Annotated in this window: 8 protein-coding genes, 2 tRNA genes and 2 rRNA genes; 6 read left to right on the forward strand and 6 right to left on the reverse strand. The window is 44.2% G+C overall.

Going from position 1 to position 15,109, the window contains the following annotated elements; translation table 11 throughout:
- The 5 genes from J7K40_01595 to J7K40_01615 all read right to left on the reverse strand — a co-directional run.
- Nucleotides 1–2,069: ribosomal RNA gene (locus J7K40_01595) — 23S ribosomal RNA — on the reverse strand; the annotation flags it as partial.
- 127 nt (nucleotides 2,070–2,196) lie between these two features.
- A tRNA-Ala gene (locus tag J7K40_01600) sits at nucleotides 2,197–2,269 on the reverse strand.
- A gap of 71 nt (nucleotides 2,270–2,340) precedes the next feature.
- Nucleotides 2,341–2,414, reverse strand: a tRNA-Ile gene (locus J7K40_01605).
- Between the two features lie 204 nt (nucleotides 2,415–2,618).
- Nucleotides 2,619–4,170 (reverse strand): 16S ribosomal RNA (locus tag J7K40_01610).
- Between the two features lie 634 nt (nucleotides 4,171–4,804).
- The gene (locus J7K40_01615) at nucleotides 4,805–5,800 is read right to left on the reverse strand and encodes a 50S ribosome-binding GTPase (GenBank protein MCD6161093.1); all 996 of its coding nucleotides are present in this window, start codon (nucleotides 5,798–5,800) and stop codon (nucleotides 4,805–4,807) included.
- A gap of 434 nt (nucleotides 5,801–6,234) precedes the next feature.
- Here J7K40_01615 and J7K40_01620 point away from each other — a divergent pair, with 434 nt between their 5' ends.
- Complete coding sequence (locus tag J7K40_01620; GenBank protein MCD6161094.1) at nucleotides 6,235–6,651, forward strand: PEP-CTERM sorting domain-containing protein; 417 nt, start codon at nucleotides 6,235–6,237, stop codon at nucleotides 6,649–6,651.
- A gap of 92 nt (nucleotides 6,652–6,743) precedes the next feature.
- Here J7K40_01620 and J7K40_01625 read toward each other — a convergent pair whose 3' ends face one another.
- Nucleotides 6,744–8,279 carry a trypsin-like peptidase domain-containing protein gene (locus J7K40_01625; protein MCD6161095.1) on the reverse strand — a complete coding sequence of 512 codons (1,536 nt, stop codon included), beginning with the start codon at nucleotides 8,277–8,279 and terminating at the stop codon, nucleotides 6,744–6,746.
- A 270-nt stretch (nucleotides 8,280–8,549) separates the two neighbouring features.
- On the opposite strand from J7K40_01625, the gene selD reads away from it, so the two are divergent.
- The 5 genes from selD to J7K40_01650 are packed head-to-tail and all read left to right on the forward strand — an operon-like array spanning nucleotide 8,550 to nucleotide 14,863.
- On the forward strand, nucleotides 8,550–9,524 hold the full coding sequence (gene selD / locus J7K40_01630; protein MCD6161096.1) for a selenide, water dikinase SelD: 975 nt from the start codon (nucleotides 8,550–8,552) through the stop codon (nucleotides 9,522–9,524).
- Nucleotides 9,497–10,858 carry an L-seryl-tRNA(Sec) selenium transferase gene (gene selA, locus J7K40_01635; protein MCD6161097.1) on the forward strand — a complete coding sequence of 454 codons (1,362 nt, stop codon included), beginning with the start codon at nucleotides 9,497–9,499 and terminating at the stop codon, nucleotides 10,856–10,858. Before selD ends, selA begins: the two co-directional genes overlap by 28 nt.
- Nucleotides 10,846–12,711 (forward strand): selenocysteine-specific translation elongation factor, encoded by a 1,866-nt coding sequence (gene selB / locus J7K40_01640; protein MCD6161098.1) that lies wholly within the window; start codon nucleotides 10,846–10,848, stop codon nucleotides 12,709–12,711. The genes selA and selB overlap by 13 nt, the downstream gene beginning before the upstream one ends.
- The gene (locus J7K40_01645; GenBank protein ID MCD6161099.1) at nucleotides 12,708–14,294 is read left to right on the forward strand and encodes an amidohydrolase; all 1,587 of its coding nucleotides are present in this window, start codon (nucleotides 12,708–12,710) and stop codon (nucleotides 14,292–14,294) included. Before selB ends, J7K40_01645 begins: the two co-directional genes overlap by 4 nt.
- Complete coding sequence (locus J7K40_01650; GenBank protein MCD6161100.1) at nucleotides 14,291–14,863, forward strand: nitroreductase family protein; 573 nt, start codon at nucleotides 14,291–14,293, stop codon at nucleotides 14,861–14,863. Before J7K40_01645 ends, J7K40_01650 begins: the two co-directional genes overlap by 4 nt.
- The last annotated feature ends 246 nt before the right edge of the window (nucleotides 14,864–15,109 follow it).

The following is a 15,109-nucleotide window of genomic DNA, read 5'->3' on the forward strand; positions in this document are numbered from 1 at the left end:
GGAATTTCGCTACCTTAGGACCGTTATAGTTACGGCCGCCGTTTACTGGGGCTTCAATTCAGGGCTTCTCCGCCCGAAGGCGAATGACTCCTCCTTTTAACCTTCCAGCACCGGGCAGGTGTCAATCCCTATACATCGTCTTACGACTTAGCAGAGACCTATGTTTTTAGTAAACAGTCACCCAGGCCATTTCTCTGCAACCCCTTTCAGCTCCATTAGCAAGTAATATCACCTAATAGGGGCACTCCTTCTCCCGAAGTTACGGAGCTATTTTGCCTAGTTCCTAAACGAGGGTTCTCTCGAGCACCTTAGGATTCTCACCCCACCTACCTGTGTCGGTTTACGGTACGGACGCCTGAACGCTCACATAGAGGTTTTTCTTGGCAGCGTGCTTACGATCAGTTTAACCAGTCCTTGCGGACTCCCTATAACCTCTCGGAGTTATGTGAAGACGGATTTACCTATCTTCACCTCCTACCGGCTTAGACCACCACTTCCAATCGGCGGCTGATCTTCACTTCTGCGTCACCCCATAGCTCAAACACGTTTTTGGCGGTAGCCGAATATTAACGGCTTTACCATCGCCTACGCCTTTCGGCCTCGGCTTAGGATCCGACTAACCCTGAGCGGATTAACCTTCCTCAGGAAACCTTAGGTTTTCGGTGAACAGGTTTCTCGCCTGTTTTATCGCTACTTGTTCCGGCATAATCTCTTCCGATACCTCCAGCAAGTTTTACAACTCACCTTCACAGGCGTACGGAATGCTCCTCTACCATTCGCCAATGGCGAATCCACAGCTTCGGTATATGACTTAGTCCCGTGAATTATCGGCGCGACATCTCTAGACCAGTGAGCATTTACGCACTCTTTAAATGATGGCTGCTTCTAAGCCAACATCCTGGTTGTTTTAGAAATTTCACTTCCTTTATCACTTAGTCATAATTTAGGGACCTTAGCTGGTGGTCTGGGTTGTTTCCCTTTTGTCGACGAAGCTTATCCCTCGCCGGCTGACTCCCGTGAAACGTACGAACGGCATTCGGAGTTTGACAGGGGTTGGTAGGCTTGTAGGCCCCCTAGCCCAATCAGTGCTCTACCTCCGTCCGACTATAACACGAGGCTATTCCTAAAAATATTTCGAGGAGAACCAGCTATCACCAGGTTTGATTAGCCTTTCACCCCTAGGCACAGCTCATCCCCCGATTTTTCAACATCGGTGGGTTCGGACCTCCAGCACGTGTTACCGCGCTTTCATCCTGGCCATACCTAGATCACCTGGCTTCGGGTCTACTCCCAGCTACTAATAGCCCTATTCAGACTTGCTTTCGCTACGGTTGCGTCAGTCTTTGACTTAACCTTGCAGCTGAGAAGTAACTCACCGGATCATTATTCAATAGGCACGCGGTCACCTCCATTTAAAACCCGAAGGTTAAAAATATTGGCTCCCACAGCTTGTAGGCATACGGTTTCAGGTACTATTTCACTCTCCTGTCAGGAGTACTTTTCACCTTTCCCTCACGGTACTGGTTCACTATCGGTTATGGGGGAGTATTTAGCCTTAGCCGGTGGTCCGGCCAGATTCATACGGAATTTCTCGTGTTCCGCATTACTTGGGAGAATTATCGAGGAAGGCATGTCATCTTTCGTCTACAGGGCTATCACCCTCTTTGGCTGGCCTTTCCAGAACCATTCGACTAGAAGCATGTTTTGTAACTTCCCGACCCTGCTGCAGCTGAGTCAGATAATTTCCCGCTACCCCGGCAGTACAACGCCTGCAGGCTTTAACGTACAAACCGGTTTAGGCTGTTCCCATTTCGCTCGCCGCTACTCCGGGAATCGCTTCGCTTTCTTTTCCTGGAGGTACTTAGATGTTTCAGTTCCCTCCGTTATCTTCATCCCGCCTATGTATTCAGCGGGTGATGTCCGCCCATTACGGCGGACGGGTTGCCCCATTCGGAAATCTCCGGGTCTATGCTTGTTTGCAGCTCACCGAAGCTTATCGCAGCTTACCACGTCCTTCATAGGCTCCCCATACCAAGGCATCCACCATATGCCCTTAGAGTAACTTGACCAAAATTTTTGGCAAAACCCTAAGTTTTTGCAATTAAGATACCACAATGTTCTGTTAAGTTGTCAAAGAGCTGTATTAACCTGTCAGACAATTGCCTGACAATATTAAATTCTTTCAATCACATTAAATGGAGATGACCGGGATCGAACCGGTGACCTTCTGGTTGCAAACCAGATGCTCTCCCGACTGAGCTACATCCCCAACAGGGATTTAGCTCAACCGATAATCACCACTCCAGCTTTAATAATTCCACCACCCAATCCAATTTTAACTGGGACTTGGTGGAGTCGAACCACCGACCTCATCCTTATCAGGGATGCGCTCTAACCAACTGAGCTAAAGTCCCTTTCAAAAACGAGCCGTTTAATCCCAAGTCGGTGGATTTAAAGCCCTGATTAAATTTTTAAAGAACGATATTTTAACAGACGGTTATTCTTTAAAAACCGGATAGCACGCACGAGAAATGATAGCACTCGACCTGGTTATCCGCTTTATGCGGGTAAACCTCGCATGCTTTCCGCCAATGGCGGCCCGCATACCTACTCCTTAGAAAGGAGGTGATCCAGCCGCAGCTTCCGCTACGGCTACCTTGTTACGACTTAGCCCCAGTCACCGATTTTACCTTCGGCGCTTGTTTCCTTACGGTTAACATAGCGACTTCGGGTACCCCCGGCTTCCATGGCTTGACGGGCGGTGTGTACAAGCCCCGGGAACGTATTCACCGCGACCTGCTGATTCGCGATTACTAGCAATTCCAACTTCATGGAGTCGAGTTGCAGACTCCAATCCGAACTTAGACTGGTTTTAGGGATTAGCTCCACCTCGCGGTATTGCAACCCTCTGTACCGGCCATTGTAGCACGTGTGTAGCCCTGGACGTAAGGGCCATGAGGACTTGACGTCATCCCCACCTTCCTCCCCGTTGACCGAGGCAGTCCCCTTAGAGTCCCCGACCGAATCGCTGGTAACTAAGGGCAAGGGTTGCGCTCGTTGCGGGACTTAACCCAACACCTCACGGCACGAGCTGACGACAGCCATGCAGCACCTGTGAACAGACTCCTTGCGGAGGGACCTCATCTCTGAGGTTTTCCTGTACATTTCAAGCCCAGGTAAGGTTCTTCGCGTTGCGTCGAATTAAACCACATGCTCCACTGCTTGTGCGGGGCCCCGTCAATTCCTTTGAGTTTCAACCTTGCGGTCGTACTCCCCAGGCGGGGTACTTAATGCGTTAGCTGCGGCACTGAAGGGGTCGACTCCTCCATCACCTAGTACCCATCGTTTACCGCCGGGACTACCAGGGTATCTAATCCTGTTTGCTCCCCCGGCCTTCGTACATGAGCGTCAGTATTCGGCCAGAAAGCCGCCTTCGCCACGGGTGTTCCTCCTGATATCTACGCATTTCACCGCTACACCAGGAGTTCCGCTTTCCTCTCCGATACTCAAGAAAGATGGTTTCAGATGCAGGCCCACGGTTAAGCCGTGGGGTTTCACATCTGACCTGTCTTCCCGCCTGCGTACCCTTTACGCCCAGTGATTCCGAACAACGCTTGCTCCCCCCGTGTTACCGCGGCTGCTGGCACGGAGTTGGCCGGAGCTTCCTCTGAAGGTACCGTCAAGACTCGACTATATTAGAGACGAGCCATTTCGTCCCAACTGACAGGGGTTTACGCTCCAAAAAGCTTCATCCCCCACGCGGCGTTGCTGCGTCACCCTTTCGGGCATTGCGCAAAATTCCCTACTGCTGCCTCCCGTAGGAGTCTGGGCCGTATCTCAGTCCCAGTGTGGCCGATCACCCTCTCAGGTCGGCTATCCATCAGAGCCTTGGTAGGCTTTTACCCTACCAACAAGCTAATGGAACGCGGGCCCATCCTCAGGAGATAGCCGAAGCCACCTTTGATCTTCTTAAGATGCCTTAAAAAGATGTTATTCGGTATTAGACCCTCTTTCGAAGGCTTATCCCCAACCCAAGGGTAAGTTGCCCACGTGTTACGCACCCGTTCGCCGCTTTACTCTCCCGAGCAAGCTCGGGATTTCTCGCACGACTTGCATGTATTAAGCACGCCGCCAGCGTTCGTTCTGAGCCAGGATCAAACTCTCCGTAAAAAAAATTTGATTAGCTCTATAAAAAACGTATTCAAAAAATACGTTGTTCGGCAAAATATTATTAAGGTCTGTAAAGGAAATTACAGATCCCGCACTATCATTTTTTTATGACCTTGTGCGTGCTATTCAGTTTTCAAAGAACTTCATCTATCCGTTAAAAAAGTCTGCCTTCTTTTAACCGGCAGACGCCTAAAATACAAACGAAATCCGGTTTGTCAAGATAAAAAAACTATTATTTTGAAAAAAATCAATTTTTCTTTTTGTTCCCTTATCTTTAAAATCCTTAACATGACGTAAAATAAATTTGCAGCAATGCAAAGTCAAGAAAAATCGTATATTTAATTTCAAATATCTTTTGCCATATCTTTTATCGGAATTTGCATAGTAAACATTAATGCCTTTATCCGAAAGCAACTTAACCTGATATATTTATAAAACTAATATTTCCAGTAAGAATTAGTTTTAATCAATTGAAAAATAATATGATAGTAATACTATTAAAAAGCCATTAAAATATAGGGTGTTTTTACGCTGTCGAATATCGTTTATAATACCCGATCAAAGTAGGACAGGCTTAATATTAAAAAACCAAGAGTGTCTTATGGATAAATAAAAGTATTGTGAATAATACGGCTTAGATATGAAATTCAATAACATCTTTATCCGCGAGAACATAACTGTTTTTAACTCGCTGCCCCTCAAATTTGTTATTGCCCCAAACCTTAGCGAATTTTAATTTATAGGCGAAGTCTTTATGAAGATTATAGGCTGCATCCTCGACCGTGCCGCCGATAGGCAGAATAACAGGATCAACATAATCAACATCATGACCTATACGTTTGGTGTATACCCTAATAATCTTCAGACTTTTAAAAATCGCCGCCTTGAAATTCTCAAGAGAATCATCATCAAGAATGGATGTAGGGACGACAATAAATTCCGGAAATAGTTGTCTGATTGTTGTTAATCCCTCAGCTCCGCTTTCATCCAAAAATTTATGGGCGGTTATAAATGCTTTTTTATATGCAAATCGGGGATCATCGACTTTATCGGGAACATCAGGAGTAAGAATTATCCCTTTTTCCTCAAGTATTGACAGTAAAACCTTCAAGCGATTTTCAAATCCGACGGTGGAAACATCAACTACAACCCCAACAATATCGGCTTGACGGATTAAATTAGGCAGATACGATTCCAAATGCTCCTCTGAAATAGGCGGAGTATCGATTAACTGGAACTGAACCGTATCATAAACCATCATGCCGACCATCGGTTCCCGGGTTGTATATGGATAATCACCTATTAAGGGGCTGGATTTGGTCAGGCTTTCCAATAAACTCGATTTCCCTGAGTTTGGAGGCCCAATCATTATAACCTGCGCCGCGCCTTCTTTTTCTATATGAGTAAATATATCGACTTGACGGGCGCCATGTTTTTTATCGCCGCCATCAATCTGCTTTTTTAGTTTTGAAATTTTAGCTTTAAGTTCTGCTTGAAGTTTATCTGTTCCTTTATGCTTGGGTATAATCGCCAATAATTCTTTAGCTAAACGCAGTTTCTCATAGAGATCATTTTCCTTTTTAAACTCTCTTTCCAGCGCATAATATTGCGGCGTCAGATTTGCGGGCATAAAAACACCTCCACTATAATTTATGGAAAACAGGTCTGTTTATCAAGTGAAAACATGTAGGAGTTTCCCCGTTTTTTTCTTATTCAATTGCAGGTCGGGTTCCGAATGAGTCCGCCTTAGGCAAACGAATGAGAAACCCGACACTTCTCGCAGTTATATAAGCATCTTTCCCTTAGCAAATAGCATATCAAAGTCAAATTGTCGGGTTTTTCCCCCGCCGCGGCGGGGTCAGAACCTGACCTGCTTGAAATCGTTAAAAAATTCCCCCGATTTTCCAAAATTGCTATTTCCACTTTTAAAAAAGTCACCTGACAACAATCTGGCTTTTTAAAGAAATAGCAGTCAGCCATATTTTATAAAATCAATCAAATTCGATCTGATAATTGGTATGGTATTTGCAATATTGTCAAATAAAACAATAAAACGGAGGTAAGATGAGATACTATTTACATTATTGTGTAATACTTTTCACACTATTTGCCATAACGGCTAATGCTGATGTTGCAGGTGATAAAATTAAAAATGATGTTAATATCCCCTATTCAACAGATGAAAGCTTTCAACCGATTGAGGATATGAATTCGGATTTTTATAAGGATATCATATTTAATAGGCTTGAGGGTAACGAAATATCCTATATTAACAAATTTGATGTATCCAGCGGTATTAACTTTCACGATATTGATAATGACAACAATAAAAGTAATTCAACCAGCGATCGGGGTCTAATTAAGGACTATTCAACCTGTGTTAAGCCGCCAGCGCCAGTTCCCGAACCAGCTACTTTAATTTTATTAGCCGCCGGCCTAATTAGCGCAGGTATAGCATCACGCAAAAAAAGACAGCCTTAGCAAGATTTCGGGTTTCTCCCCATCGCGGTTCGCCTTGGTAGAGAACCCAGAAAACAGCAATAGTTTTTAATCGGCAAAAGGTAAGCTCTATTTTACACTATGACAGTCAGATAATACATCTCGCCCTGCCGTTCGATGAAGAATAGTATTCGATAGCCTGTACCTATATTATCGACGGTTTTTTTATAATCGCTTAAACAGGTAATTTTCTGACGGTTTATACGCCGGATAATATCGCCCTCCCGAAGCTCCCAGCTTGAAGCGATACTGTTTTCATTAACTTTCGCTATCATAACTCCGCTATTATCATTAAGCCCATACATAGTTGACAACTGCTTTGTAATAGATGCCACTTCAAGCCCGAAACGGTCTGTATATGAAGGCGCCTTTTTTATTGGCAATTCTTCCGGAGTTAGAGTTATATTTAGACTATCACTGCCTCGCCGAATTATAATATTCAATTCTTCGCCAACCCTGGCATAAGCGACAACTTCTTCCCAATCGGATTGATTCTTTATTTTATCAGAACCAATTTCAAGCAATGCGTCACCAGGCAAAATACCGGCCTTTTTGGCGGGCGACATATCATCAACAGAGGTAACAATTAAACCGGTTTTCATATCTAAGCCAAGCCCCTGAGCTACAATCGGCGTAATTTGGGCTACCCTCAAACCAACCCAGGCTTTAACTACCTCGCCGATATTAATTAAATCGCTAATTACGGACTTAGCGCGATTAATAGGAATGGCAAAACCGATTCCCTCGGAACCACGACTGGAAGTGAATATGAAAGTATTGATACCGATAACCTCACCGCTGGCATTGACCAATGGACCGCCTGAATTGCCGGGATTAATCGCCGCATCGGTTTGAATCATATTGCGGTAAACCTGTTTCTGCCCGGCCTCGGGTTTGATATCGCGATTGACTGCCGAAACAACGCCCACCGTTACAGTTGGCTTGGTGTCATCAAGAAGGTAGCCGAACGGATTGCCAATCGCAATTGCCCATTCGCCGGCAAACAAATCGTTTGAATCGCCCAAAATAGCGAAAGGGAAATCCTGTTTATCCGAGATGATTTTCAGCACCGCCAGATCAGTCGATTCATCCGAACCGATTAATTTGGCTTGATACTGCTCGCCGCTTGTTAAAGTTACTGTTATAGATTCGGCGCCGTGAGCAACGTGGTCGTTGGTCAGAATATAACCCTCGGGATTGATAATAATGCCAGAGCCGAGCGAGGATACTTGTTTGTGATATTCCCGCGGACCGAAAAAGAAGTAGTTCCAAAAATCAGCTCCGTGTCCGGGGTTTGCCTGACGGAATATCTGGGTTTGGATTACGGAAATCGAAACTACTGCCGGACCAACTTTCTCCGCCGCCTCGACAATAGCGCTGCGTCTAGTAATAGTTATCTGCTGGTTTGCCTCATCGGTTGAAGGGCTTAATATCGTTTTGGTATCGTTTGACGGGATTATATCTGATGGCGTCAATTGCGTTTCCTCTAAACTACTGCGATTGTTGTTATCCGTTGATAATAATTTTACTGCAAAGTAGGACGTTGCCGCGCCTAATAATCCGCCTATAACAACAAGAAAAACGATGTTTGATATTTTTGAACTTTTCAAAACAACCTCTCTCCAAATTTATCGTTTTTTTATACAATAATGCAAGGACAAAGTTGCTAAAATTTTCTGAAAGCATGTCAAATTATTTTAGACAGCAGTTTTTTTTTACAATCTTATTTTTATATTTGTAACAATGGTAAAAATATATTAGTATATTCCTCAACGGATAATGGAAATAAAGCCCAAGGAAAAAGGATGACTGCAAAAAAAATTAAATTGACAAAATTCGCCGTTTGCGCCGGGTGAGCGTCAAAATTTTCGCCTGAGGCGATTGTCCAGGTTCTGGGCAATTTACCGAAATATAAATTCGACAATGTCATTGTCGGCACCGAATACTTTGATGATGCCGGCGTTGTAAGATATGATGAAACTACGGGATTAGTTACAACACTTGATTATTTTACGCCGGTTGTCGATGATCCAAGAGATTTTGGGCGTATTGCCGCGGCTAATTCGCTATCGGATATTTACGCAATGGGAGGAACACCGATTTCAGCCTTAAATATTGTCGGGTTTCCCGAAAAGAATTTATCGCTTGAAGTGCTTACCGAAATTCTTGCCGGCGGCGCGGAGATAACATCGAAATATAATATCCCGATTGTCGGCGGTCATTCTGTAAAAAATGATGAGCCTTTTTATGGGCTATCCGTAACAGGCAAAGTCAACCTTAAGCAGATGATGACCAATAACGCCTGCCAGCCCGGCGATTATCTTTATCTGACAAAACCGCTGGGTTCAGGGGTGATTACTACAGCCTTAAAGCAAAACAAAGCCTCTGATGAGATTGTTGAAAAGGCAGTTGAGATTATGATTCAGCTTAATAAAGAAGCCTCTGAGGCGGCGATTGCGGCTGGTGTAAGAGCCGCCACTGATGTTACCGGTTATGGGTTTTTAGGGCATTTACATGAAATGATGAATGCCTCTGATGTGTGTGCGGAAATATATTTTAACAGCATCCCTCTTATGGATGGAACAATTGAACTTGCCGAAATGCAAACATTCCCCGGCGGCACCGGCGCAAATTATCTCTATGTGGATAAATTCACAACTTGGGATAAACGGCTCTCTTCAAATGAAAATCGAATTCTCTGCGATGCTCAGACATCAGGCGGATTAATCATATCGGTTCCTGCGAAAAATCATAAATTGCTTGAGGATGAACTATCGAAACGCGGCGTAATTGTCAATAAAGTCGGCGAGGTTGTAAAGAGAAAAGAATGGCATCTAAAAATCAACAAAAGTTAAAAAGCATTCCATCAGTCAACGCTATTCTCGAAAGAAATGATATCAAGGCATTAATGACGGAGTGGTCGTTTGCCTATGTGTCTTATGAAACGAAAAACCAGACTGCATTAGCTCGTAAGCGGGCGCAAAATACCGGCAAAGTAGAAAGCGCTGATGAGATAGCCGCAAAAATAATCAAAGCTTTTATTGATAAAAAAACAACTCTAATTAAACCGGTAATCAACGCAACAGGCGTAGCTCTTCATACCAACCTCGGCCGAGCGCCTCTTGATGATGGCTTACTGCAAACCGTGATGGCAAACTGCTCATCGTACTGCAATCTCGAGTTTGACCTTGTTGAAGGTAAAAGGTCAAAAAGAGGTTCGTTAGCAGGGGAAATAGCGGCGGTTTTAACGGGCACAGAGGCGGGAATAATTGTCAACAACAACGCTGCGGCGGTTCTGCTAACAGTCAGCCGTTTCGGCAGAGATAAAGAAATTTTGATATCGCGCGGGGAATTAGTGCAAATAGGCGGCGGTTTCAGGATACCCGAAATAATAACCGCTTCCGGCGCAATTTTAAAAGAAATCGGCACAACAAATAAAACGGTATTATCAGATTATTCCAAGCATATCGGCAAGAATACCGGCCTTATCATGAAAGTCCATAAGTCCAATTTCGATATACGCGGCTTTACCGAGGAAACCCCTCCCTCGGAACTAGCATTATTGGCACATAAAAAACGCCTGCCGATGCTTTATGATTTGGGTTCCGGTATGGTCGATGATTTTGGCATATCTGAATTTAAAGCGGAACCAAGCGTTGTTTCGGCGGTAAGTTCAAAAGCCGATATTGTCTGTTTCTCGGGCGATAAACTTTTTGGCGGACCGCAAGCCGGCATATTGGTCGGCAAAAAGAAATACATTTCCGCATTGAGACGCTACCCATTCTATCGTCCTTTAAGGCCGGATAAATTTACTTTGAGCGCTATTGAACAAACATTGTTGGCTTACCTGACAAACCCGGAAAGAGTCAAATTGAACAAAATATTCAAACAGGATATAGACAGCCTTAAGAATAGAGCGGAAAAAATAAGTTCGACAATCGAGCTTGATTATGTAATGCCATCGCCGCTAAAAAGCACAGCGGGCGGCGGCACGACTCCTAATATCAGCTATAAAAGCTATGGTATATCTATTATAAAAAATACTGCGGGGTTGGATGTCAGGTTGAGAAATTACGCGCCGCCGATTATTATTCGTAAAGGCAAAGATAAAGCTATGCTTGATTTGAGCACAGTCTTTCCTGCTCAGGATGAAATTATAATTAAGGCTTTAAAAGAGTGTTTGTCGTAGGCACGGCCGGTCATATAGACCACGGCAAGTCGGCATTAGTGAAAGCGCTATCCGGCATCGACCCCGACCGTCTGCCGGAGGAAAAGCTTCGCGGCTTAACAATCGATTTGGGATTTGCCTGGTTTAAATTGCCCTCCGGCGAATCGGTAGGCGTAGTTGATGTTCCCGGTCATGAGCGATTTATCAAGAACATGGTCGCCGGCGTTGGCGGCATCGATGCGGTTATGTTAGTAATTGCCGCCGATGACGGCTGGATGCCGCAGACTACCGAGCATCTGGATATACTTACCTTGCTCGATATAAAAACAGGCATTGTTGTATTGACTAAAACCGACCTGGTAGACCCGGAGTATCTTGAACTTCAAAAAGAAGATATATTAACGCGCCTGAAAGGCACTATCCTTGAAAACGCCCCGATAGTAGCCTTCTCGGCTAAAGATGATTCAGGCAAAGACGATGTCTTGTCCTCCCTTCAGGATATTCTAAGCCGCAATATTAAAAGAGTGTCTTTAAATTCACCCAGATTGTATATCGATAGAAGTTTTATAATCAAGGGTATCGGCACAGTTGTAACCGGCACGCTTACAGAGGGAGAAATAAAGCTTGGCCAACAGCTTGAGATTAGCCCATCCGGACAAAAAGTGAGAGTGAGGGGACTTCAGACTCATAAGCAATCGATTGAATCTGCCATTATGGGAAGCAGAGTAGCGGTGAGTTTGACTGGTGCAAGTAAAGATGATGCTCATCGCGGCTCGGCGCTTGTGATGCCGGGTCATTTCGAACCTGCCGACACTATAGGCGTGCGGATAAAAATGCTTCCCAATATAAAGCATCCTCTGAAAAATAGCGCGGAGGTAGTACTCCTGCTTGGCACGGCGATTTCTCATGCCAAGCTAAAGCTTTTTCATAGAAAAATACTGGCCTCATTAGATGAGGATTTAGCAGTTTTGCATCTCGACAAAAAAATATGCTGCCGTATTGGCGATAAGTTTATCATCAGACGGCTAAGCCCGGCAATTACAGTCGCCGGCGGCGTTGTGCTCGATTGGGACTTTGGGGCGATTAAAAAAAGTAAAGCCAAGCAATACGAGATATTAAAAGCAAGAGATAAACTTGACCTTGAATCCGTAATAAGTTCGGAGCTTCTGAAAGATAAAAATATAAACCTGCCGGCGCTTAAAGCTAACAGCCGTTTTTCAACTGAGGAAATCGACAATTATCTTGCCGAGGCAAAAAGCATCGTGAAAGCCGGCGGTTCGTTGGTTGATAAAGAACATCTCGAAAAATATCTTCAACCAGCTTGCAAAATTCTTGAGGAAGAACACAAACAAAGGCCATGGAATAATGGATTAGTAGCTGGGGAACTGGCAAAAAAACTTAAACTGCGGGCAGCAGAAGTCGAGGAGACTGTTTCATATCTGATAGATAGCGGCGCAATTGCTCAGGAGACAGGCTTTCTAAGATTAAAAAACCATGTGCCGCATCTGAAACCTGCCCAGGAAAGTAAAGCGGCAAAACTTATCGCAATGCTTACAGCCAGTCCCTTAGCGGCTCCCCTTAAGAAAGAGTTTATTGCTGATGACCCTGTCTATGAGGTTATTATAAATTTTTTGCGGGATAAAGGCGAAATTATCGAGCTTAAAAATGGCGTTTTGCTCACCAAGAGAGATTTTAAAAACATTATAGAAAAAGTTGCAGCACTAATAAAATCCGAAACGAAAGTTACCGCCTCCCAGATTAAAGAATGCTTAAAAACATCGCGGAAATATGCTATACCTCTTTTAGAAAAACTTGACGCGCTGAATATAACTGTCAGAGAAGGAGACTATAGAGTATTGGGGGATAACTTATGAAAACATTATTTACCAATGCGGTGATTTATTCACCCAAGCGGATTAAAGGCGACTGCTTAGCAGTTAGCGATGGACGAATTTTTGGTATTGGTTCGAAATCAAAATTAATAAGTTTGAAGCGGCATGGTTTTAAAGTAGTCGACTTGAAAAAAAAAGCTGTCCTGCCCGGTTTTGTCGATTCACACCTACATCTGCTGTCAACAGGCTATAATCTTCAAAGCGTTGATTTAAGCGGGCTCGATACGCTTGACAAAGTTACAGCAAAAATCTCTAAAGCCGCGAAAAATACTCACTCGGGGCAATGGCTTCTTGGCAGAGGTTGGGATAAAAATCTTTGGGGCAGCGAATTCCCCGATAAGACTGTTCTAGATAAAATCTGTCCGAAAAATCCGGTGCGATTATTTTCCAAAGACGGTCATGCCATATGGGTTAATTCTTTGGCGCTTCGACTATGCAAAATCAATAAGAAAACACCCGAACCTGCTAAAGGCGCCATTATGAGCTACTCGGATGGTTCGCCAACCGGCATCCTTTTTGAAAATGCTATTGACCTTGTTATCAACAAAATACCTGAACCGACAATCGACTTCAAATTTAAAGCTCTTAAAAAAGCAATAAAGCATCTCAATCGTTGCGGCATAACCGGCGCTGCTGATTGCGACTGGTATGCTAATCGCCTGAATCTTTTTCAGAGCGCGAGAGAGAAAGGATTTTTGAACCTGAGGGTTTTCATGATGCTTTCGCCTGATGATATCGATTCGGCGTCATCGCTTGGATTAAAAACCGGCTGCGGCGATGATATTATCACAATCGGAGCCTTAAAGCTTTACTCCGATGGCGCGCTTGGTTCGCAAACCGCCTGGATGTTTTCACCGTATGAAAACCAGCCCGATAATTTTGGCATGCCTACTTTATCTGAGGATGAACTGGAAATGTATTTTGAGAAGACCCATTTAAAGGGGATATCCATGGCAGTTCATGCTATAGGCGATAGAGCCAATGCCGAGCTTTTGAAATTTTTCGGAAAGAAATACGCCGTTTCAAAAAAACTCGGCTTACACCATAGAATAGAACACGCTCAGATTTTACGCAAGATAGATATCCCTAGATTCAAACGTTATAATATTGCGGCCTGCGTTCAGCCGGTTCATTTACCTGCTGATAGGGATATGGCAGATAAATATTGGGGCAAACGAGCAAAACTTGCTTTTCCTTTAAAGATGCTGTTTAAAAGCGGCGCCAAAATTGGATTCAGCTCGGATAGTCCGATAGAATCGCCTAACCCTTTTCCGGGTATTCATGCCGCTGTCGCCAGAAAAGCCCCAGGTGATAACCGTCCAGCCTGGCATCCCGAGCATAGCATAACCTTAAAGCAGGCGATAGAGGCATATACTTTCGGGTCTGCCGGTTTATGCGGCTGGCAGAACAAATGCGGCGAACTTAAGCCGGGGCTGCAGGCTGATTTTGTTGTGCTTTCCGATAATATTTTCAAAGTTAAAACCAAACAAATTCCAGAGTTGAAAGTTCTGGCAACAGTATTTAACGGTCAGGTTGTTTATCGCGATAGAAACTTCAAACTATGAATATAATTGATGTAATCAAAAGCTATAGAAATGTTGCCAGTTTTTCGGATAGAGCAATTGAAGTTGATAAAATTGACAGGATTGTTAAGTCTGTTAATTTTTCTCCGGTTGGCACAGGTACACTACCGTTTAAGGCTATCGTTGTATCGAAAAAAAGCGTGAAGCAAAAACTGCGGCATGCGGCAGAACAGGTCGAAAAGGCTTACAGTCATGGAACAGGCAACGGTGAAGGGACAAATAACTCTGATTGGAAAAAGCCGTTTTTAGAGGAGGCGTCATGTTTGATTGTGATATGCTGTACAGTTGGCCAGCCATATCAGGCGGCGACAACCTGGCTGACTCTCGGCAATGTTTTGATGACAGCTTCCGATGAGGGACTTGGCGTCTTATGTTATGCACCATCGATGCCGACTTTTTTGAAGAAAGTATTGAATTTACCGCCTAAGTATATGCCTATTGCTATTGTGCCGCTTGGCTATCCTGCCGATGAGCTGTTTCCCATATCTGATCAGAAGCATGAGAAGATGCTGCGCAATCTTTTCTCCGGTCGATTTAGGTGGCAGAGTTAATGATCGGGTAATTCCAAAGTCGGGCTGCCGCTCACCTATGGCAGTTTTCCAAACCGATATTTTTATAACTTCTGTATATTGAAAAAGCCAAACAATAATGCAATACTTTCATTACTGTCCGGCCTTTTGTCCGCCTTAGGCGGATGCTATTTTATATTGTGTATATGTTGATAATTGAAAACCCTTTTATCCGCCTTAGGCGGATGCTATAATGATGTCATTCCAACACTGCCCGCGTCATTCCCA

The sequence above is a fragment of the Candidatus Zixiibacteriota bacterium genome, assembly GCA_021159005.1.
Taxonomy (GTDB): domain Bacteria; phylum Zixibacteria; class MSB-5A5; order UBA10806; family 4484-95; genus JAGGSN01.

Coding starts and splice junctions, on each gene's coding strand:
- J7K40_01615 (MCD6161093.1), bottom strand. CDS start 5,800: ATGCCCGCAAATCTGACGCCGCAATATTATGCGCTGGAAAGAGAGTTT.
- J7K40_01620 (MCD6161094.1), top strand. CDS start 6,235: ATGAGATACTATTTACATTATTGTGTAATACTTTTCACACTATTTGCC.
- selA (MCD6161097.1), top strand. CDS start 9,497: ATGGCATCTAAAAATCAACAAAAGTTAAAAAGCATTCCATCAGTCAAC.
- J7K40_01645 (MCD6161099.1), top strand. CDS start 12,708: ATGAAAACATTATTTACCAATGCGGTGATTTATTCACCCAAGCGGATT.
- J7K40_01650 (MCD6161100.1), top strand. CDS start 14,291: ATGAATATAATTGATGTAATCAAAAGCTATAGAAATGTTGCCAGTTTT.